This window comes from Bacteroides faecalis (assembly GCF_003865075.1).
Classification (GTDB): Bacteria; Bacteroidota; Bacteroidia; order Bacteroidales; family Bacteroidaceae; genus Bacteroides; species Bacteroides faecalis.
Map to the genome: position 1 here is coordinate 1 of NZ_BHWB01000029.1, position 19,785 is coordinate 19,785.

Annotated in this window: 16 protein-coding genes and 5 pseudogenes; 4 read left to right on the top strand and 17 right to left on the bottom strand. The window is 49.3% G+C overall.

The window, feature by feature from the left end:
* From EJF25_RS23015 to EJF25_RS23050, 8 genes and pseudogenes are all read right to left on the bottom strand, one after another.
* Positions 1-287: DUF3876 domain-containing protein (locus EJF25_RS23015; RefSeq protein ID WP_125043017.1), on the bottom strand; the 287-nt coding region annotated here is incomplete at its 3' end.
* A 44-nt stretch (positions 288-331) separates the two neighbouring features.
* Entirely contained in the window at positions 332-2,836 is a 2,505-nt protein-coding gene (locus EJF25_RS23020; RefSeq protein ID WP_122132863.1) for a TraG family conjugative transposon ATPase, read from the bottom strand.
* Positions 2,833-3,164, bottom strand: a pseudogene (locus tag EJF25_RS23025) (DUF4133 domain-containing protein). Before EJF25_RS23025 ends, EJF25_RS23020 begins: the two are co-directional and overlap by 4 nt.
* Positions 3,165-3,174: 10 nt before the next feature.
* Positions 3,175-3,485, bottom strand: a pseudogene (locus EJF25_RS23030) (DUF4134 domain-containing protein).
* Positions 3,486-3,685: 200 nt separating this feature from the next.
* Positions 3,686-4,426 carry a conjugal transfer protein TraD gene (locus EJF25_RS23035; RefSeq protein WP_117720346.1) on the bottom strand — a complete coding sequence of 247 codons (741 nt, stop codon included), beginning with the start codon at positions 4,424-4,426 and terminating at the stop codon, positions 3,686-3,688.
* Entirely contained in the window at positions 4,423-4,785 is a 363-nt protein-coding gene (locus tag EJF25_RS23040) for a DUF3408 domain-containing protein (RefSeq protein WP_125043019.1), read from the bottom strand. Before EJF25_RS23040 ends, EJF25_RS23035 begins: the two co-directional genes overlap by 4 nt.
* Positions 4,786-4,809: 24 nt before the next feature.
* Positions 4,810-5,259, bottom strand: coding sequence for a DUF3408 domain-containing protein (locus EJF25_RS23045; protein ID WP_008646091.1), 450 nt, complete (start codon positions 5,257-5,259; stop codon positions 4,810-4,812).
* 5 nt (positions 5,260-5,264) lie between these two features.
* The gene (locus EJF25_RS23050) at positions 5,265-6,020 is read right to left on the bottom strand and encodes a ParA family protein (protein WP_117720347.1); all 756 of its coding nucleotides are present in this window, start codon (positions 6,018-6,020) and stop codon (positions 5,265-5,267) included.
* Between the two features lie 116 nt (positions 6,021-6,136).
* Between EJF25_RS23050 and EJF25_RS25210 the strand changes: the two genes are divergently transcribed.
* The 4 genes and pseudogenes from EJF25_RS25210 (at position 6,137) to mobC (ending at position 10,399) form a co-directional block, all read left to right on the top strand.
* Positions 6,137-6,388 (top strand): hypothetical protein, encoded by a 252-nt coding sequence (locus EJF25_RS25210; RefSeq protein ID WP_007749059.1) that lies wholly within the window; start codon positions 6,137-6,139, stop codon positions 6,386-6,388.
* A 314-nt stretch (positions 6,389-6,702) separates the two neighbouring features.
* Positions 6,703-7,130, top strand: a pseudogene (gene mobA, locus EJF25_RS23065) (conjugal transfer protein MobA).
* A pseudogene (gene mobB / locus EJF25_RS23070) lies at positions 7,109-8,358 on the top strand (conjugal transfer protein MobB). The pseudogenes mobA and mobB overlap by 22 nt, the downstream one beginning before the upstream one ends.
* Before the next feature lie 32 nt (positions 8,359-8,390).
* Positions 8,391-10,399: pseudogene (gene mobC / locus EJF25_RS23075) on the top strand (conjugal transfer protein MobC).
* A gap of 94 nt (positions 10,400-10,493) precedes the next feature.
* Here mobC and EJF25_RS23080 read toward each other — a convergent pair.
* From EJF25_RS23080 to EJF25_RS23120, 9 genes are all read right to left on the bottom strand, one after another.
* Complete coding sequence (locus EJF25_RS23080) at positions 10,494-10,907, bottom strand: hypothetical protein (RefSeq protein ID WP_048927473.1); 414 nt, start codon at positions 10,905-10,907, stop codon at positions 10,494-10,496.
* Positions 10,908-10,912: 5 nt separating this feature from the next.
* Complete coding sequence (locus tag EJF25_RS23085; RefSeq protein WP_053397347.1) at positions 10,913-12,367, bottom strand: ATP-binding protein; 1,455 nt, start codon at positions 12,365-12,367, stop codon at positions 10,913-10,915.
* Between the two features lie 128 nt (positions 12,368-12,495).
* Entirely contained in the window at positions 12,496-13,107 is a 612-nt protein-coding gene (locus tag EJF25_RS23090) for an RteC domain-containing protein (RefSeq protein ID WP_048927471.1), read from the bottom strand.
* Between the two features lie 246 nt (positions 13,108-13,353).
* Complete coding sequence (locus tag EJF25_RS23095; RefSeq protein WP_004315319.1) at positions 13,354-13,767, bottom strand: dihydrofolate reductase family protein; 414 nt, start codon at positions 13,765-13,767, stop codon at positions 13,354-13,356.
* Between the two features lie 292 nt (positions 13,768-14,059).
* A complete protein-coding gene (locus EJF25_RS23100; RefSeq protein WP_125043023.1) occupies positions 14,060-15,367 on the bottom strand; it encodes a sigma-54-dependent transcriptional regulator in 1,308 nt (435 codons plus the stop codon).
* Positions 15,348-17,693: a hybrid sensor histidine kinase/response regulator gene (locus EJF25_RS23105; protein WP_125043025.1), complete on the bottom strand. Its 2,346-nt coding sequence runs from the start codon at positions 17,691-17,693 to the stop codon at positions 15,348-15,350. Before EJF25_RS23105 ends, EJF25_RS23100 begins: the two co-directional genes overlap by 20 nt.
* Positions 17,694-17,872: 179 nt before the next feature.
* Positions 17,873-18,466, bottom strand: a complete 594-nt coding sequence (locus tag EJF25_RS23110; RefSeq protein ID WP_125043027.1) for a hypothetical protein — start codon at positions 18,464-18,466, stop codon at positions 17,873-17,875.
* 4 nt (positions 18,467-18,470) lie between these two features.
* Complete coding sequence (locus tag EJF25_RS23115; RefSeq protein WP_007749099.1) at positions 18,471-19,175, bottom strand: DUF2589 domain-containing protein; 705 nt, start codon at positions 19,173-19,175, stop codon at positions 18,471-18,473.
* A 21-nt stretch (positions 19,176-19,196) separates the two neighbouring features.
* Complete coding sequence (locus tag EJF25_RS23120; RefSeq protein WP_008778190.1) at positions 19,197-19,694, bottom strand: DUF2589 domain-containing protein; 498 nt, start codon at positions 19,692-19,694, stop codon at positions 19,197-19,199.
* Positions 19,695-19,785 lie beyond the last annotated feature (91 nt).

Sequence of the window (19,785 nt, forward strand, 5' to 3'; positions counted from 1 at the left end):
ACGTCGATACGGAAGCCGGTGTTCATGAACAGGTTGCCGTTCTCTTCCTGCAAGAGATAGGTTTCCGGCTTCAGTTTGCGGCGCAGCCCGCTACGCTTGAACACCGTCACCTTATAGGCTTCGCCCTCCTTGTAGATAAGCACGTCGGGCTTGCCCTCTACGCTTTCCCAGTTTCCGCAAAGCAGGTCACGGCGGTTGTCCGCTACATCGCAGGATTGCAACACCATGACCGCCAGCCCGATTAAACACTTGCTGACTTGCAGCATTTTCGTTCTTGATATACTCATACGCATTTTCTTTTTTAGTTGATGAATCTGTTTTTACTTATTGCCTATTCCTTGTTTCTCCGTCTTTCGGCAAGCTGCCGGATGGCGGCTTCAATGTCGCCGCCCAGCTGCTCCGCCAGACGGTACACCTCTACTTTTTCCGTTTCTTCGGTGGTGTACGCCAGATACTCTTCAGCACTAACTTCGGTGGCATAGACCGCCGACTGCGTGCCGCCCAGTCCTATCCACACTTCCTTGTAGAGCCTTGACGGGTTGTTCGCCATGTTGATGGAGAGTATCTGCGACTTCTCCTTCTCCGTCAGACCCAACAGGGACTGTATGGCATCAAACTTGTTCATGTACTTCCGCTGGTCGAGAAGGATTTTGCAATCGGAGTTGTTGATGATGCTTTCCTTGACCACGGGCGAGGAAATGATGTCGTCCACCTCCTGCGTCACCACGATTGCCTCCCCGTAATACTTGCGCACGGTCTTGTACATATAGCGCAGGTATTCAGCCATGTTCGCCGAAGACAACGCCTTCCAAGCCTCTTCCACAATCAGTTGTTTCCTTACGCCTTTCAGACGGCGCATCTTGTTGATGAAGGCTTCCATGATGATGATGGTCACGACCGGGAAAAGCTCGCGATTCTCCTTAATACTGTCAATCTCGAAGACGATGAACCGCTTGCCGAGCAGGTCGATGTTCTCCGTGGAGTTGAGCAGGAAGTCGTAGCGTCCGCCCCGGTAATACTGCCGCATGGTGGTGAGCATATTGTCGATGTTGAAGTCTGACTTCTCCACCTTTATCTCACGTTCCGCCAGTTCGCGGCGGTAGTCGTCGCGCATATACTCGTAGAAGGTGTTGAACGAGGGAACGATGCTCCGGTCAGCCCTGATACGCTCGATGTAGGCGTTCACCGCACTGCCCAGTTCGCCGCTTTCCGTCTTCGTCACTTTGTCATCCTCCGACTTCCAGAGCGTCAGCAGCAATGTCTTGATGCTGTCCTTCTTCTCCACGTCGAACACGTAATCATCGGTGTAGAACGGGTTGAACGAAATCGGTTTCTCCTCCGTGTAGGTGAAATACACGCCATCCGCCCCGTTTGTCTTGCGCCGGATCATCTCGCACAAGCCCTGATAGGAGTTTCCCGTGTCCACTAATACCACGTGCGTACCTTGCTCGTAGTATTGCCTCACGAGGTGGTTCATGAAAAACGACTTGCCACTGCCCGAAGGACCCAACACGAACTTGTTGCGGTTGGTCGTGATGCCCCGCTTCATCGGCAGGTCGCTGATGTCGAGGTGCAACGGTTTTCCCGTAAGCCTGTCCACCATCTTGATGCCGAAGGGCGAGAGCGAACTGCGGTAGTTGGTTTCCTCCGTGAAGAGGCACACCGCCTGCTCAATGAAGGTGTGGAAACTCTCTTCCGCCGGGAAGTCCGCCGCGTTGCCGGGCATCGCCGCCCAGTAGAGCGTCGGGCAGTCGATAGTGTTGTGGCGGGGGACGCACTCCATGCTGGCAAGCTGGCTGCCCACATCGTTCTTGATATGCTTCAGTTCCTCCGCGTCATCGCTCCACGCCATGACGTTGAAGTGCGCCCGTACCGAGGTCAGCCCGTAGGAATGGGCTTCGTTCAGGTACTGGTCTATCCACTCGCGGTTGATGCTGTTGCTCCGGCTGTATCGGGAGAGCGACTGCATATTCCTCGCGGACTTCTCGAATTTCTGCAAATTTTCCTCGCTGTTGTCGATAATCACATACTGGTTGTAGATGTGGTTACAGGAAAGCAGCAGCCCCACGGGGGAGGCGAAGGAGAGGCGGCAGTCCGAACGGTCGGTGGAGAGTTTCTCGTAGCGGATGTCGGTAGCCACCTTTCCGGGCATATCCTCCGCGTTGGAGAGGGTGTGCAGGCACAGGCGGTTGTCACCGATGCGCATTTCCCTTGCCGAGAGGTCGATGTCCTGCAAGGCCGTGTCGCCTTCGGGCATGAGCGAGAAGTAACGCTCTATCAGCCCAGCGGACTTCTCCGTCCCGACAAGCTCGTCGGTGGAGAGGCGGCGCAGCCTGACAAAGCCGCTGTCGTTCATGATGCGCTCGAACTGTTCGGCGGCTTCCATGAACTTCCCGGCGGTTTCCCTGTCCAGCTCCTTCGGGATGATATGTCCCCGGCACAGCGTACTGAAGTTGCTCTGCATCCGGTTACGTTCCTTCGTCGTCTTGGTCAGGTAGAGATAGCAGGAGTGTTTCAGGTACGGACGCTCGTTGAAGTGTCGTTCAAAGGAGCGGCTCAAAAAGCTCATGTCATCCTTTTGCAGTTCCGGCTTGTAGCGTTCCTTGATGAACCAGTCCTGCTTATGCACGACGCAGAAGTCCGGCAGCACCTTGATAGCCTTGCACCAGCAGCCGTGTATTGCCTCGTACTCCGCGCCTGTCACGGTATAAAGCTCCGGCAGTTCCACCTCGAAAGCCACCGTGATGTCGGCGTCTTTGGAAATGATGCAGCCATGCTCCACCGCCAGCAGGGGGAACTTGTTTTCCAGTGTTGTCATTTTGGATGTATTTCTCATGTCGTTTCTTCCTTTCGTTGCCGTTTGAATAATCGGGTGATCCGCCGCCGGTTGATAAGGTATCGGGGATGGCTCCTTGCCGCTCCCAACTTCATCAGCCCATGTTCGCCGTACCGGGCGTTCAGCGCGAAGGTCTGCCATACAAGGACGGAAGACGATGCCGCGCCGAAGCCGATACATACCCACTGGTCGATGCCGACCATGTAGAGGATGACGAACAGGACGAAGAGAGCCAGCAGACCTCCGCAGAAGATGAAGAGGTACTGAGCCTTTAGCCCTTGAACTCGACCGGACGGCCGATACCCTTGTTTATCGGGTATTCAGCCATACATTGTTTATTAAAGGAAGAATGAGCGCAGGATAGTGGCAGCGACAATCAAGAAGATACAAGCCCCGAACCACGAGGCGGCGGTCTTCGAGGTGTCGGGTCGCCGGACGAGAATTTTCCATAAACTTTCACGCCGCCGATAAGACCGACCACCGCGCCGATGGCGTAGATTAATTTCGTGCCGGGGTCGAAATACGAACTCACCATAGAGGTGGCTTCGTTGATGCCTGCCAGACCGTTTCCTTGTGCAAAAGCGGAGGCGGTTGCGACAATCATAAGTGCCGCAGAGATGATGAACTTTTGTCTGATGTTCTTGTTCATAAACTGTTCTTGTTTTGTGCCGTCCAAAGGGTGGATAGTCCTTTTTAGGGCGGTTGATACTTGATTACTTTACTTTGGTTTAGTGGTAGCCCGTTTGTTTCTACGGACTTGGGTGTGTCCGTTGCTGATTGGCTGTACCTTGTACCGCCGTGCGCATGGGTGTCGTCTTTTACGTTTTCATTTCCATTCTTTTTTAGCTGTTATACATAGTTTCGGAAGTCGAACTCCTCGATGTTGTCGGGAATCACGAACACCTTTTCCTTTTGTTGTGTCACGGTCATGTTCACCGTGTCCACGAAAACTGCCATCGCCTTTGCAAGCCTCTCGCTCATTGCTTCATCGGTCAGGCGTTCCGTTATTCTTGTGAAAAGCTCTGTCCCGTCCAGTTCCGTCATGACCTTTCCGGCGTGTCGCATTTCCCCATCGGATGGTGATTCCTTCCGTATGGTGCGTACTGCCATGTCAATATCCTCGAAGCTGCTTCCCGAAGCCTGCTTTTTGTCTGGTTCTTCGTCCTCCGGTTCATCTTCTCCGTACTCCAGTTCCGAGGGCGGAATGCTCGTGAAGGTTTCATCGAGTTTGTCCTCCGGTACTTGTGTCGGGCGTGAGACGGTTTCCGTGTTTCCGTCGTCAAAAGTAGCCTCTTCCTCCGACAGCTCAATGCCTTTTTCCGAAGTGGCGGCTTCTTGCGCCAGTATGGCAGCGGTTGTCCGGGTCGATGCCATCTTGAAACGGCTCTTGCCAATGATGTCCGAGGTGTCTGCGTGAGGTATTTCCTTATCCTTTCCTTGCTCTGCCACTGTACTGTCCAATGATCGCCACAACCCGGCAATATGTCTGAAGAAACGGATGAGCTTCGTGTCCATGATGCGGTCATAAAACAGCAGGAACAGGAACCACACGTTGCAAGCAACCGATACGATTAAAAACGCCTTTGTCATAATCTTACTTTTTGGGCGTTTTCAATCTGTTCCATGTACTGCTGCCCGTATTGCCGGAAATGGTCGCGGAGGATGTTGTCCACGAACTTGCCGATGCTCAAACCGTTTCCCATCCGACTGGCAACGATAGCGACTTTCTCATGAATTTCTCGGCTGATGTATATACATTGCCGCGTTTTGATTTCCGATGCTTCCAAGAAAACAGAGAGCGGCTTGCTCCTGCCTTCATCCTTGCGGAAGTCGCTGCCGGTCTTTTCCTGACCGTATCCGTTTGCACACTTTGCTGCATTGGCAGCGGTTCTTTCACTCTTTCCTGTTTGCAGGCACTCAGCCTGACGGTTCTTCTTTGTTCTTTTCATACTTCTTTGTTGTTTTTGGGGTATTTATAAATTATAGGATTCCATGTGCCGTTTGAACGATTCGGCTATCTCGTCTTGGAACAGCGTGAAATGGTGTGTCAGCACGTTGTCAAGAAAAGCCGCGATAGTCACCTCGTTGCCACCGATTACATGAAGCATCTTCTGTATGCGGTCGTGGTACTCCTTGCGGATATAGACCTGCTTGCCGAGTCTTGCCGTGACGTTGGACCCGCATATGAATACGGTGTCATAATCCAATTTTTCCGGCTTGCTGTTCCTGCGCCTGCGTTCCGGCTCCTCTTTGGAGTGCGAGGCAGGTGGAGAAACGGCTTCCTGTATCGCTTCTTTCGGAGGTGGAGAAGTAGCGTTTCCGTCCGTGCTTCTCGCTTCCGGCGGAATGCTTGTATCGTCCAGTCGAAACGAGTTGATTACGGCTTCGCTGTCGATGTCCTCGATTCTTGTTTTCTTTGCCATGCCGTTCAGTTTTTGATGATGCCGAGAATCTCATCGACGAGTTTGTCGAGGTTGCTGCCGCGTACCAGTATTTTGTCCGCCGGAAACGCCGTGGAGCGGAATACTGCCTTGCGTTCTGCCGCCGTCTCCTTGCGGAAACGCTTGCTGTCCGGCAGATGTGTTTCCAGAATGGACAGGGCGAACTCGGCACAGACCTTGTCGTATGCCTTGTAAAGTTCCGTCTTTTCGCGCCCGTCCACCATGTTCCACACGAGGTAAATCCCTTTGATGCCGGACTTGCCCGTGCTTATCATCTGTTCGTTGATAACGGTGGCGAACTTGATGGAACTCTCCATCACCACACGGTCAGCGATGATGGGCGTGAAGATGTAGTCCATTTTGGAAATGGTCTGCACCACATCGGCATTGTTGATGGTTCCCGGCAGGTCGAAGAACACGAAATCAAGGTCGGGCTGCGCTGCCACCAGATTTTCGGCGGTCCTTACCGCATCTTCCGCACGGCTGCATCTGATGGTGTACGGGTTCTTCTTCAGCCGTTTGAGCTGCTCATACGCCATCACCTTGTAATGCCCGTCCTCCATGACGGCTTTCATGTCGCGCTTGCGCATATCATGGATACTGTACTGCGGAAAATCGCAGTCCACCACGGCTACGTTGTAGCCTTTCACATAGTGCAGGTAGCTTGCCACAAGCACCGTCAGGGTTGTCTTACCCGCTCCACCTTTCTGCGTGGAGATTGCCACATAAGTTGCTTCTTTCATTTGTCTGATAATTTATTTGGTTATACATCTGTCCGGTGGCGGTAGCGTATTGCCATTAGTACGTACGCACGCGCTCCCATTCATTTATTTATTCACTCCTTAATCCGGCTGTGCCTATGGGTAATCATCGGTTTGTCCAACCGCCCATGCTTTTATCCGTCCGCATGGACGTGTGCTTGGAAAACTGTCTGAATACATACACCTGTTTTCAACCGTTTGGATTGATGTCCGGATTGCTGTCCGAACATCCGGCGGAAGGAGTGTATTTTCAGTCCCACATCCGAATCACACTGCAAATAAACAAGGATATTTTGGAACTTGTATCACTTCTCCGGCAAGTGGCAGCACGTTGCGCCGGTTGGCATTGATTGTCCGGGTCAAGCCTCTGTCCGATACCGCGTTAAGGGCGTAACTTTGCACCCGAACGGCAGGGTACGCCGCAGGTGGCGCAGCCCGGAGTTTGAAAAGCATCATCCCCAATCCGTCCCCGACGGATTTTTATGTTCACCTGAACATAGCAAGGTATGTTTTCAGCCGCTCAAAACATTTTGAGCAGCCACGAAAACGCCTTGCCCTTGCAGGGGGGCGGGCTTACCCTCCGAAGTCGGGAAGCCTCTCAAACCTGCGGTGCTGTGCCTCAAAGCGGCGGCTTATGCCGTCAAACCGCTAAATCCAAAGTAATATGAGTGAAAAAAGAAGAAACAAAGGCGGGAGAAATCCCAAACTCGACCGGCGGTGTTCCGCTACACCGTCCGTTTCAGTGAGGAGGAACACAACCGTTTCCTCTCCATGTTCGAGAAGTCAGGCGTAAACGCCAAGTCGGTTTTCCTGAAAGCGCACTTCTTCGGGCAGCCGTTCAAGGTGCTGAAAGTGGACAAGACGCTGGTGGATTACTACACCAAACTGTCCGATTTTCATGCGCAGTTCCGCGCGATAGGCACGAACTACAACCAAGTCGTGAAGGAACTGAGGCTGCATTTTTCCGAGAAAAAGGCGATGGCGTTGCTCTACAAGCTGGAGCAACAGACCGTCGAACTCGTGAAACTGAGCCGCCGGATTGTGGAACTTTCAAGAGAGATGCAGGAAAAATGGTCGCAAAAATCAGTGTAGGAAACTCGTTGTACGGCGCACTTGCCTACAACGGGGAAAAGATCAACGAGGCGAAAGGGCGGCTTCTGACAACCAACCGCATCTACAATGACGGTTCGGGGACGGTGGATATCCACCGGGCTATGGAGGACTTTCTCGCTCTGATGCCCGTGCGGTCGAAGGTGAAGAAACCGGTGGTGCATATCTCGCTCAATCCGCATCCCGACGATATTTTGACGGACACAGAACTTCAGGACATCGCACGGGAGTATCTGGAGAAGATGGGGTTCGGCAACCAGCCGTATCTCGTTTTCAAGCATGAGGACATCGACCGCCACCATCTGCATATTGTGACGGTCAGGGTGGACGAGGAAGGCAGGAGCATAGACACCCGGAATAATTTTTACCGGAGCAAGCAGATAACACGCGAACTGGAACGGAAATACGGGCTGCACGACGCGGAACGCAAGAACCGCCGTCTTGATACGCCGCTGCGCAAAGTGGACGCTTCTGCGGGCGACGTGAAGAAGCAGGCGGGGAATCTGATTAGAGAACTGAACCGCAGATACAAGTTTCAGACGATGGGCGAATACCGCGCCCTTCTTTCCTTATATAATATGACGGTGGAGGAAGCGCATGGCAATGTGCGCGGACGTGAGTATCACGGGCTGGTCTATTCCGTCACGGACGATAAGGGTAACAAGGTCGGTAATCCTTTCAAGTCCTCACTGTTCGGGAAGTCCGTCGGCTATGAAGCCGTACAGAAGAAGTTTGCCCGTTCCAAGCAGGAGATTAAGGACAGGAAACTTGCTGACATGACGAAACGCACCGTCTTTTCCGTGCTGGAAGGCACGTATGACAAGGAGAAGTTTGTTGCCACGCTCAAAAGGAAGGGCATCGACACCGTGCTACGCTACACGGAGGAAGGGCGCATCTATGGAGCCACGTTCATCGACCACCGCACGGGCTGCGTGTTAAACGGCTCACGCATGGGCAAGGAACTTTCTGCCAACGCCTTGCAGGAACACTTCACGCTGCCTTATGCCGGACAGCCGCCGATTCCGCTCTCCGTTCCGGTGGAGGAACTGGAGAACAGGCAAGGATATTCCGGAGGGGAATACGAAAGCCATTCCAGCGGCATGAACCTGTTTGCCCCCGAAGGTCCGGCAGTGGACGCTGAAGAGGAAGCCTTCATCCGGGCGATGAAGCGCAAAAAGAAAAGAAAAAACGCAAGGGCTTGGGTATGTAATCGAGAGTATCAACAATCTAAAAAATCAATGTATGTCACAACAAGAAGACGATTTGAGGGCATTGGCGAAAATCATGGATTTTCTGCGTGCCGTGAGTATCATTTTAGTGGTCATGAACGTGTACTGGTTCTGCTACGAAGCCATCCGGCTGTGGGGCGTGAACATCGGCGTGGTGGACAAAATCCTTCTGAACTTCGACCGCACGGCGGGGCTGTTCCATTCCATTCTCTACACGAAGCTGTTTTCCGTCCTTTTGCTTGCCTTGTCCTGTCTGGGTACGAAGGGTGTCAAGGGTGAGAAAATCACTTGGGGGAGAATCTGGACAGCATTTGCCGTCGGGTTCGTGCTGTTTTTCCTGAACTGGTGGTTGCTGCCCCTGCCGCTGCCGCTTGAAGCGGTGACGGGACTGTATGTCCTTACCATTGGAACGGGCTATGTCTGCCTGTTGATGGGTGGTCTGTGGATGAGCCGCCTGTTGAAGCACAACCTCATGGACGATGTATTCAACAACGAGAACGAGAGTTTCATGCAGGAAACACGGCTCATAGAAAGTGAGTATTCGGTCAATCTGCCGACACGTTTCTATTACAGGAAACGCTGGAACAACGGTTGGATCAATGTAGTTAATCCTTCCGTGCGTCCATCGTGTTGGGTACGCCGGGCAGCGGCAAGTCCTATGCCGTGGTAAACAATTTTATCAAGCAACAGATTGAAAAGGGCTTGTCAATGTACATCTACGATTTCAAATCCAGCGACCTATCTACTATTGCCTACAACCATTTGCTGAACCACCCGGACGGCTACAAGGTAAAGCCGAAGTTCTATGTGATCAACTTCGACGACCCGCGACGCTCTCATCGGTGCAATCCCATTCACCCGGATTTCATGGAGGATATTACAGACGCTTACGAGAGTGCGTACACGATTATGCTCAACTTAAATAAAAGTTGGGTGCAAAAGCAGGGCGACTTTTTCGTAGAATCGCCCATCATCCTTTTCGCGGCTATTATCTGGTATCTCAAAATTTTCCAGAACGGCAAGTATTGTACATTCCCCCATGCGATTGAGTTCCTGAACCGCCGCTATGAGGATATTTTCCCGATACTGACCTCTTACCCGGAATTGGAAAACTATCTTTCTCCGTTCATGGACGCATGGCTCGGAGGGGCTGCGGAGCAGTTGATGGGGCAGATAGCAAGCGCGAAAATCCCTTTGTCAAGGATGATTTCCCCGCAGCTCTATTGGGTGATGTCGGACAGCGAGTTCACGCTGGACATCAACAACCCCGAAGAACCGAAAATACTCTGTGTGGGCAACAATCCCGACCGTCAGAATATCTACGGGGCCGCTCTCGGTCTGTATAACTCCCGTATCGTGAAACTCATCAACAAGAAAGGGATGCTGAAGTCGTCGGTCATCATCGACGAGCTGCCCACGATTTATTTCAAGGGGTTGGACAACCTTATCGCCACCGCGCGAAGCAACAAGGTTGCCGTGTGTCTGGGCTTTCAGGATTTCAGCCAGTTGGTGCGCGACTACGGTGATAAAGAAGCGAAGGTCGTGATGAACACCGTCGGCAATATCTTTTCCGGTCAGGTGGTGGGTGAAACCGCCAAGACGCTTTCCGAACGCTTCGGTAAGGTGTTGCAGAAACGGCAGTCCATTTCCATCAACCGGCAGGATGTTTCCACCTCCATCAACACGCAGATGGATTCACTCATCCCGCCAAGCAAGATTTCCGGCTTGACGCAGGGTATGTTTGTCGGTTCGGTGTCCGACAACTTCAACGAGCGTATCGAGCAGAAGATTTTCCATTGCGAGATTGTCGTGGATGCCGAGAAGGTGAGGCGCGAGGAGAAAGCCTACAAGAAAATCCCCGTCATTACCGACTTTACGGACGGGGACGGCAACGACCGCATGAAGGAAACGGTTCAGGCGAATTACAGGCGCATCAAGGAGGAAGTGAAGCAGATTGTTCAAGAGGAACTGGAACGTATCGCAAATGATGAAAACTTGAAACACCTGTTGCAGCAGAAATAACAGATTCCTTTATATGTGAAAAAGGGGATGTGTCAAAACACCCAAAATATGAAAATTACCCCTGTCACAGATATCTGTAGCAAGGGTAATTTTGTTAAAAAGAGAGTTTTGATACCCTCTTTTTATTCTCAGATTTGAGATGCTTGTTGATGGTGGTAATGGCAAGCGTCAGCAAATAATTTTTCAGCTCTGTATCGTCTTTAAGCAGTATGCTGTATTCTTCGGCAAACATTCTCAACAGTCTGGTTCTGAGTTTCGACATTTCTTCACCGAAAGGTATCTGTCGGTTTTCTTGCCAATACTCAATCACTACGGAAGATACCAGCCACTTGAACTCGGATTTCATCTCTTTGCCGAGTTTCTTGAAGCGGATTTGTTCGCTAATTGGCGGCTCGTTGTATGGCATTATGTCTGCCGGGTCATAAACGGATATACTGCCGATACCATAATCCATGATTATCGGTAAATCAGTTTTTACATCATTCTTATGTTTCTTCTTTTTAGCCATACCCGTTATTGTTGCAGGAAACCTTTACCTTTATCAGTAAGATAGTATTTCTGTTGCGGACTCTTGGAGCCTATGGGATAAAGTGAAAGGACCAAACCGGAATTTATTGCCGGATGGATATAGTTCTTTAAGAAATTCCTTTTATCTTTCATTCCCGTTTTCTCCATGATTTCTTTAGCAGAGAGAGTGTTGTTCCCAATAGCAGACAACAGTTTTCCTAACTGTGGGGTTACTGTGGGGTTACTATAGGGTTGCTGTGGGGGTGCTGTGGGGTCTTGTCCTACTGTAGTTCTTGTATAATGAAACACAATCCATACAGCATTGCCGTCGGTATGAAACTCCGGATCCGGAATACCGACACGGCGACATTCGTTTACCATAAGGGCTATGCCACGTCCCCAACTCTCCAATACTGCACTTTTGTACAGCACATTGGCTACTATCAGATTTTGTGGTTCGGAATTGTGGCCACCCAACAGTTTCTCAATGGTAATATCAGGCGGAAATGTTCCGCTGTTTTCAATCTCCACGCGGTCATCATAGATAGCAATCCCGACTGAACTGCCGGGGCGATGGTAAACACGATGTGCAAAAGCATTTATGCAACATTCTCTCAATGCCTTATATGGCACATTCAGTTCCTCTTCTCTGTACAAACCTTCAATTTTACCGGAGAGGGACAAATGCTTGAAGAAAAATGCCATTGCAGCATCCAGCAAGTTGAATATATTGCCTGTCACACGCTGATTATCTAAAAATTCATCTTTTGTCGTTCCTTTGAACCGGGCTAAACGGAGCAGACATTGGGGATAATGGTAGAAGTTCCGTCCGAATAGGACAACGGAAGCATTGTTCAGCTTTCCATCATTCAACAAGTCAAATTTTTCAAGGATGGTTCGGACATCCTCCTGCATAGAACCTTCCGGCAAACGTCCGCCTCTGATTCCTCCACGTACTGCGCCCAAGATTGCCGTTTCGTCAAGGTCGGATATTTTCAAGCCGGGATTTTGCATGGAATCCCAAGCATAGGTTCCGCCTCGCTGCATAACCAACAGGTTGTATATACCCTGCGGCATGGCAGATGTAACGCTCTCTATCCGTTGATAAGCCCTCCCCTTATAGGTGAACGGGCGCATATATCGTTGTTCTTCCGCTGATAAAGCTATAACACTTTTGTTCGTTCCCGGAATGTCTGTATAGGATATATCAATGGTCGCAAACGGCTCGATTCGTCTGATGGTTTCCGCAATATCGCGCTTCGTCTTGTCGCTCACTTCCTGACCGATAATCTTTCCCTTGTCGGTTACACCGAACAGCACCGTGCCGCCCGTACCGTTCAAGAAGGCACAAAGAGTTTCCATTCCACGCTCCAACTGCCCGGTAGTTTCTTTGAACTCAACTGTCCCGCCTTCGGCTCCGGCAATCAGTCCATTCAATATTTCGAGGTTATCTATTTTCATCCGTCATTGATTAATACTTGCAAAGTTAATGATTTTAATCGGCTTTCCGGCAGATAATAGAGTGATTGTAAATGAAGAAGGATAAGAAACCGTATAATCCGGCCGCTTATCCTTTGTTTGGCATTCGTTTATCTCCTCATCCGCTCCAATTCATCGTCATGTCGCATCTTCGCGTTCAGTTTGTCCTGCATCTTTTCAAGGAAGTAGGTGCGACTGTCGCTTTTCCTGCGTTTGATGTCCGTATAGAAGCGGTAGCAGTCTTTGGACTCCACACCGAAAAAGGAATAGAGGACAGGAGCAAGCTCTTTCAGCGAAGCCTTGCCGCCATTGATGCAGCCGGTGGCGTAGAGGGCATAGATTAGTTCTACCAACTCGACGGCATTACCGGTCCATTGCAAGGCTGGGACTGTGGCTTTGGTTTCGGATGTGGATGTTAGTGGTGGCACGGAGGTAATTGCAGAAGCGGATACCATCTTCTGCATCTTTCGGATGAAGGATAACGCCTTGCGGATATACACAGTGACGACATTCTCCTCCGATGCCGACAAGTTCTGCGGATGGTGCTGTAATTCGATTTCGGCAAAAGCCAACGCCACAATAATATGCTTGGCATCATTGCCGCCGTAGCACAGGTTTATTACTTCCTGCACGAATCCGCCGTATGCCGTTTCCGTGCTACCGTTGTCTTTTCCGTTTATCATGGCGAAAAACTGTGTTTCCGCCAGTATGAGATGGTTCATTATCTTTTCTGTTTTGAGGGTTTACATTTGTTTATCAGTGTGCGCACACTGATATATGGTGCAAATCATAGCCCTAAACACGAGAAAAGATTGTGAGAAAATTGTACTACATTGTTTTTCAGAAAGATAAAATTCAAAAATAATTTTATCCTTGATTGCATCCCTTGTGAAATGTGTTCAGATTCTGAACATGTGTTCACTTTCTGAGCACGGAAATCCCGCCAAGATGTTCATAATCTGAACATTTTATGCCCGTGGCTCTTTATGATAGGTAAGCCGGATTACTCCGTCCCTATAAGTTTTGTTCTCCATAAGCCGCCAGTCATTCATAGGTAGTGCTGACTTGAAAAAATGCGCTCCGTTTCCGTCGATGGTTGGAACAACGTATAGTATGATTTCATCTATCACGTTCATCCGTAACAGTCCGTTGGCATATTCGGTATTCCCGGCAGTTACTTCCAACAAATGGCAAATGCTTCCACCTTCCTCCCTCCATTCTTGAAGCACGGATACCGAATAGTCGGATGTCAGCTTATACAGGGCATTGGCACGTATTTCATCCATACCGTAATCTTCGGTTTGAAGCAACCGCTTCCGGGGATGCAGTTTCATCGGACAGCCATCTATTGAGATAACGGCAAGTAATTGTATTTTCGCCATAACGTATTTTCTTTCCTTTTTGGCGAGGCAAAAAAGTAGCGTGCAATTCACACTACTTTCAAGCGATGGCTCTGGTAAAGCCTTTACGGAGAGTACGTGAATGCACGCTATGCGTAAGCATAGCATAAGCATCACGCAATCGTCTCCGTAGTTTCAATTTACCAGATTTTCGCTCGAAACGCCTTGCGGTCTTATGTCTATATCATCGGCGAAAAGTTACCCAATCGCCTGCTATTTTCTGAAATACAATTGCAAAGTTAATTAATTATTGCCATTTACAGCCATACTCCGGTCAGTTTTCTTCATTCAATCCATACTCTACCAATTTATTATACAGCGTTGTCCTGCCGATACCCAGTATCTTTGCAGCCATTTTCTTGTTACCGGCTGCTTGTTTCAAAGCACGCAGGATACGTCCTCTTTCTTCATCCCCGCTCTTCAATGTAAAACAAGCGGAAGTAGCGGACGGTTCATTGTCAAGTTCCAAATCGGCTTCGGTTATCATATCGCCTTCTGATTGCAGGACTGCCGTCTGTATCTTCTGTTTCAACTCGCGCACGTTGCCCGGCCACGCATGGGCGAGCAGGGCATTACGGGCAGATGCGGCAAAACCTTTTACTTCACGTTCCAACTCACGGTTTGCCATTTCACGGAAGAACTCGGCCAATGGCATGATGTCTTCCGGGCAGTCGCGCAAGGGCGGCATGGTTATCACATACTCCTGCAAGCGATAGAGCAAATCCTGCCGGAACCGCTTTTCCGTTACGGCTTTCTGTAAATCCTCGTTGGTTGCAGCCACTATCCTCACGTTGGCTGTTTTGTCCTCCTTTGCTCCGACGGGACGGTAACGGCGTTCCTGTATGGCGCGGAGCAGCATCTGTTGCATCTCCATTGTTAGGTTGCCCACTTCGTCAAGGAACAGCGTGCCGCCATCCGCTTCCAGAAAATACCCCGTCTTGTTTGCTTCGGCACCCGTAAACGCGCCCTTGACGTGTCCGAAGAAGGCGGATTGTATCAATGACGGGGACAAGGCTCCGCAGTCCACTGCCACAAAAGGTTTATCGGCAAGTTTGCTTTGTTGGTGTATATGTTGTGCGATATGTTCCTTGCCCGTACCGTTCTCGCCCAGTATCAGCACGCTCATCCGGGTGGTGGCTACAAGGCGCACACGTTTCTTGATTTTCTGATAGGCTTCGCCCTGCCGGACGAATATCGGAATGTTCCATTGTAGTCGCTTTTCATGTTCTTTTTGCAGGGTGCGGATAAGCGGTATCAGTTTATCCTCCAACAACTGTTTCTGTATGTAATCCTTTGAGCCGAGCTTCATACTTTCCACTGCCGTATGCACCTCCCCGTAATTGGTCATAACGATAAACACCTGTTGTTTGTCGTTGGCACGCATCCACCGTAACAACTCTATGCTTTCACCGTCGGGGAGGCGTAGGTCGGCAACGACAATATCATTCACCTCTGACTTTGCCAATAGTTTCTTGGCAGTGGCAAGATTATATGCAGACATAGTATCGAAGCTGTCTTTCTTCAGCAGGTTGCAGACATAATCGTTATAGACGGGGTTGTCCTCAATCACAAATACTTTCATCCGACGACCTCTTTTCCTTTTGCGCAAGTTCTATGATAACTGTTCCCATACGAAGCATGGCATCCACGCATTTCCGCAATTCCATTTCGGAACATTCAGATTCTTGATGCAGCAGTTCATACAGGTTCCACAAGGGTTTGTCAGCACGGATAACAGCCCATGAACTTCGCTGACGGTGTATCCATTCGTCCAACGCCTTGCGGTCATTCCTCTCCATGATTTCCCGGACAGCCTGCATATCCTTTTCTGTTTCGGTTATCAAACGGTCGAGCATCGCCCGTTTGTCACCATATGCAAGCAGAGAGGACAAGTCGGGAAGTTCATCCTTGTCCGTACTTGTCAAAAGGCATTTGTCTGATACAGCAACCAGTTCGGAAATGGAAAATGGCTTGAACAGGCAGGCGGTAAATCCATTTTCCAACAGCTCCTCTTCGCTGCAACTGCCGGAGGCGGTCGCCACGACAATGGGAATCTCTTTCGAGTTGCTGACACTTGACGAGCGTAACAACTCCAACACCTCATAGCCGTTAATCTCCGGCATCTTCATATCGGTTATCATGAGGTCGTATGTGTGCTGCCGCATGGCTTCCATTGCATCGCCAATAGTGGTGAACGTGTCGCAATGCACACCTATACCAGCATACATTTCCTTTGTCATGGATAATACCATCGGATTGTCGTCCAATACGATGACAGAATAAGGTCTTTCTATATGAGCCAGACTTTCTGCGGCTGTCTGTTCTTCAATACCAATATCGGCAGTGTTCATTGGCAACTCCACAGTAAAACGACTGCCTTCTCCTTTTTCGCTTTCCAAGCGTATAGTGCCGCCAAGCATCCCGACTATCTGTTTCACAATGCTTAACCCCAATCCGAAACCGTCTTGCGTGGCGGCGTTGGAAAGCCGCTCGAACGCTCCGAACACTCGCTGTTGTTCTTCCGCACTCATGCCGGTTCCGGTGTCCTCTACTACAAGGGTCAGCCTATTGCCGTCATAGCTTATGACAAGTGAAACGCTTCCGGCATTCGTGAACTTGACGGCATTGCCCAGCAGGTTGTCGCATATCTGTATGATGCGCTCCTTGTCGCCATTCAGGATAATACCCTCCGGGCACTCGATGGTAAGTTTAAGATCTTTTGCTTCTGCTTGTTGCGTAAACTCCGTTTGCAACAGCTCCGCGATGTTTTCCAAACGAAACGGACGGACATTCGCCTGTTCCTTGCCGCTGTCCAAGCGGAAGAAGTCAAGCAGGGAGTTGAGCATGTCGGTCATTCTCTTGGAGGCTTGCAGGATATTGTCCGCATAACCGCTTATCTTTTCTTCTTCGTTGTCCTGCATCAGTTCCGCATATCCATGTATGGCAGTCAGTGGTGTGCGTAGCTCGTGGGTGATGGTGTGCATCGCTTTCTTGCGTGAGGCTATCAACGATTCGTTTTGTTTTACGGACTTTTGCAGTTGCCCGATTAAATCTGTTGTCTTACGTTTGTACTGCTTGATGCGGGTGGCATAGCGGTGAATGATGATGTATGAAATAATGAGCAACAGCAGCATGACACCCGTTATGATACCTACCTGCAAGAACGACTTTTCACGCATAGCGGATATTTCCGCCTCACGTTCCTGCAAGTCAGCCTGCACCTTGTGGTCCATCTGCTGGATAAGGGTTTGCAGTTGGCGGTTCAGTTCCGCATTGCGGCTGGCAAGGCTGTCGGCATATTCCGACAGACGATGGCTTTGGGCACGTTGTTGCGCTATCATATCACGGTTCAGTGTGTAGAGCATCGTGGTGGTCGTCGTCGGAGGTGCTTCCTGTTTCTTGCCGAACAACCCGAGAAAACCTTTCCTCCTCTGTTTCTTCGGCTCTTCCTGCCTGCTCGTTTGCACTATCACCGGCACCTGCTTGGCTATCCGGCGGTTGATGTCCGCCTGTTGTTCCAGAGCCTCCATGATGGCGCACAGCCGCTTTTCCTTGTCCTCCAGCAAGTGGCGCACGCTGTCTATGCGCACCGATTCGTAATGGCTCTTGAAGCGGCAAAGCATACTATCCACCGTCATCCGTTGCCGCCGGTATGCCGCCACATCCTTATCGTCCCATTCCAGCACCGACTCGCCCAAAAGAGACAACTCCACCACACCCACATACGCATCGTGTGTTTCCTTGCGGAAGCGGTTGATTTCACGGTTCTCCCGTTCCAGCAACTCCAAGTCGCGCCATTCTCCGAGCCACGTGCAGATGATGCCGCCCACCAGCAGGACTATCAACAGATAGCCTGCGGCAAGCATCTTGCGGAAATGCTTGGTAGTGGTAACGAATTGTTCGCTCATTTGCTGTTTGTGTAAATACCGTTATTTAAAATACGCATATAGGTCGTGGAACTTCGCAGGTTCATGGATGAGAATGGCGGCCATGCTGCCTATGACCGCCACCAGAATTATATATCCGAATAGAATTCTACTCCTCAATGAAACAACCATTCTTCCCTTATTTACAATTGTTATAATTATTAAGGCATCTGACCACCGGCGATAGGTGGAATTTCTGTTAGTATGGGATTTCTCGGGATTGAGTTAAAAATTCTTTGGCCACGTATGGCTTGACTTGGAGGAGCGTTTTCATTTACATCAAGCCGATAACATCTATCGTTAAATGTTATAATTCCCCAAATACCAATGGTTCCTGGGATTCTCGCCAATCCTTCAGTAGGTTTAAAAAGAACAACATTATCTATTATTCGATTTTTAACCGCCCGATTCCATGATGTTTTAATACTATTGTTAGGCGTTGGAATATGAGCAACATACCTAATGCCATTGTGCCTAAAACTGGCCATATAACACCCCGAAAAACCTGAACTTAAAGTATCTATGCCATTTGAAGCAACGACTGCTATTCTATCCGCAATATATATGACACAGGCATAGTCTAATCTAAGAAAACGATAGTTACGGGTATATCCTTTTATTTGAAATGTCAATTTACTTTGCGTGACAATCGGAGAACTCAAACTTATATTATAAATATTTTGATAATGAAACCGTGCAATATTTGTCATTACTGCTTGACTGTTTGGCAATCTTAATGCTTGAATCAAATTCATATATTTACTTACTGTTACTTTCGTTTGTTATAGGCTCGATACATGATGCCATTATATCCATCAGTTTAGATAGACCTTCGGTCTGCGGCTGCTGACTGGCTGTCACATGTATCTGGTATTTTGCCGTTTGGTTGGTCATGCGGGTGTTCTCGCGGGCGGTCGTGACTTTGCCGCTGATTTCCGCATTTATAAACCAATGTTTTGCAGAAGCTTTTGCCTCTACTTCTGCGTTGGTAGTGCTTTTTACGTTTGATGTATCGGTAACCTCCATCTGGAAATCGACATCCACGCGATCTATGAGCAGGGAAGGAATAGGCACCAATCCTATAAACGGAGCCTTGACACTTTGTGACATTGTTGTCATTTTTCCATCCTGCTGTATCGGTCTTTCGACATCGAATTCCAATATACGCGCTTTATTGCCGCTTTTACCATCAAATGCAATTTGCTGGTAGAAATTCCATGCTGTCGCTGCCAATTCCTGTTGTGCTTCGGCTGCTGCAATAAGTGGAGCTGCAATAAGTTCCCGCATGGGAAGCCCCTTGAATTTGTCAGTCACGTTTGAATCTGCTTTAAGAACTGGAGAAGTTTCTCTGTTTTGAGTCTCTTCCAATGCAGCGGAGATAATTTCTTTCGCCTGTCCGCTTACATTTTCATTCAAGTTTTCCGCATTTTCTTGTTGCCCTTGGTTCTTTATTTCTTCTGCCATAACATTTGAATTTTAAAATTGTTAGATATTTTTTACAAAATCGTCAATAATTCGGGAAATGCTCTCCGGAGTCTCCTGAACCTTAAAATTGACGCAAACCTCCATGACATCATCCGCATCCGGTTTTATGTTGCTCATCTGCATCTGGAGATTGGCTCTGTGCGGACTGGATAACAGCAAGTTGTTTTCCGGGATCTGTGATTCCACGCTTCCGACCTTCGCCTTGAACTTTATCTGCACATTATCCATTGCAAGATAATGATGGGATATCAAGGCTATAAGTGGAATATCAATAGTCTTGTCTCCAACCATGATTTTTTTCGATTGGAACGTATTTGCGTTATTTGCATTTGTTCCTTCAAAAAGTCTGGTCAGATTTTGTATCTGATGATTCTGTAATGTATCTTGTGCACAGTTTACGGCGTACTGCAAACCATTCATAATATCAGAGAATGAATTGGTTTGAACACTGTCCGGCTCATCGTCATTATTTTTCTTGCCTCTGTGAAAAAGTCCCATGTTTTTTATTTAATTACTTGATTTGTTGTCTTTAATGAGCACCAATCTTGACAATGTCCGGCTTACAGCTTCCATATTTACACTGGAGACT

What these genes read in the sequence shown, in the direction of transcription:
- EJF25_RS23020 (WP_122132863.1), bottom strand. Translation starts at nt 2,836, where the DNA reads ATGAGAAATACATCCAAAATGACAACACTGGAAAACAAGTTCCCCCTG.
- EJF25_RS23035 (WP_117720346.1), bottom strand. Translation starts at nt 4,426, where the DNA reads ATGACAAAGGCGTTTTTAATCGTATCGGTTGCTTGCAACGTGTGGTTC.
- EJF25_RS23040 (WP_125043019.1), bottom strand. Translation starts at nt 4,785, where the DNA reads ATGAAAAGAACAAAGAAGAACCGTCAGGCTGAGTGCCTGCAAACAGGA.
- EJF25_RS23045 (WP_008646091.1), bottom strand. Translation starts at nt 5,259, where the DNA reads ATGGCAAAGAAAACAAGAATCGAGGACATCGACAGCGAAGCCGTAATC.
- EJF25_RS23050 (WP_117720347.1), bottom strand. Translation starts at nt 6,020, where the DNA reads ATGAAAGAAGCAACTTATGTGGCAATCTCCACGCAGAAAGGTGGAGCG.
- EJF25_RS25210 (WP_007749059.1), top strand. Translation starts at nt 6,137, where the DNA reads ATGGGTAATCATCGGTTTGTCCAACCGCCCATGCTTTTATCCGTCCGC.
- EJF25_RS23080 (WP_048927473.1), bottom strand. Translation starts at nt 10,907, where the DNA reads ATGGCTAAAAAGAAGAAACATAAGAATGATGTAAAAACTGATTTACCG.
- EJF25_RS23085 (WP_053397347.1), bottom strand. Translation starts at nt 12,367, where the DNA reads ATGAAAATAGATAACCTCGAAATATTGAATGGACTGATTGCCGGAGCC.
- EJF25_RS23090 (WP_048927471.1), bottom strand. Translation starts at nt 13,107, where the DNA reads ATGAACCATCTCATACTGGCGGAAACACAGTTTTTCGCCATGATAAAC.
- EJF25_RS23095 (WP_004315319.1), bottom strand. Translation starts at nt 13,767, where the DNA reads ATGGCGAAAATACAATTACTTGCCGTTATCTCAATAGATGGCTGTCCG.
- EJF25_RS23100 (WP_125043023.1), bottom strand. Translation starts at nt 15,367, where the DNA reads ATGAAAGTATTTGTGATTGAGGACAACCCCGTCTATAACGATTATGTC.
- EJF25_RS23105 (WP_125043025.1), bottom strand. Translation starts at nt 17,693, where the DNA reads ATGAGCGAACAATTCGTTACCACTACCAAGCATTTCCGCAAGATGCTT.
- EJF25_RS23110 (WP_125043027.1), bottom strand. Translation starts at nt 18,466, where the DNA reads ATGAATTTGATTCAAGCATTAAGATTGCCAAACAGTCAAGCAGTAATG.
- EJF25_RS23115 (WP_007749099.1), bottom strand. Translation starts at nt 19,175, where the DNA reads ATGGCAGAAGAAATAAAGAACCAAGGGCAACAAGAAAATGCGGAAAAC.
- EJF25_RS23120 (WP_008778190.1), bottom strand. Translation starts at nt 19,694, where the DNA reads ATGGGACTTTTTCACAGAGGCAAGAAAAATAATGACGATGAGCCGGAC.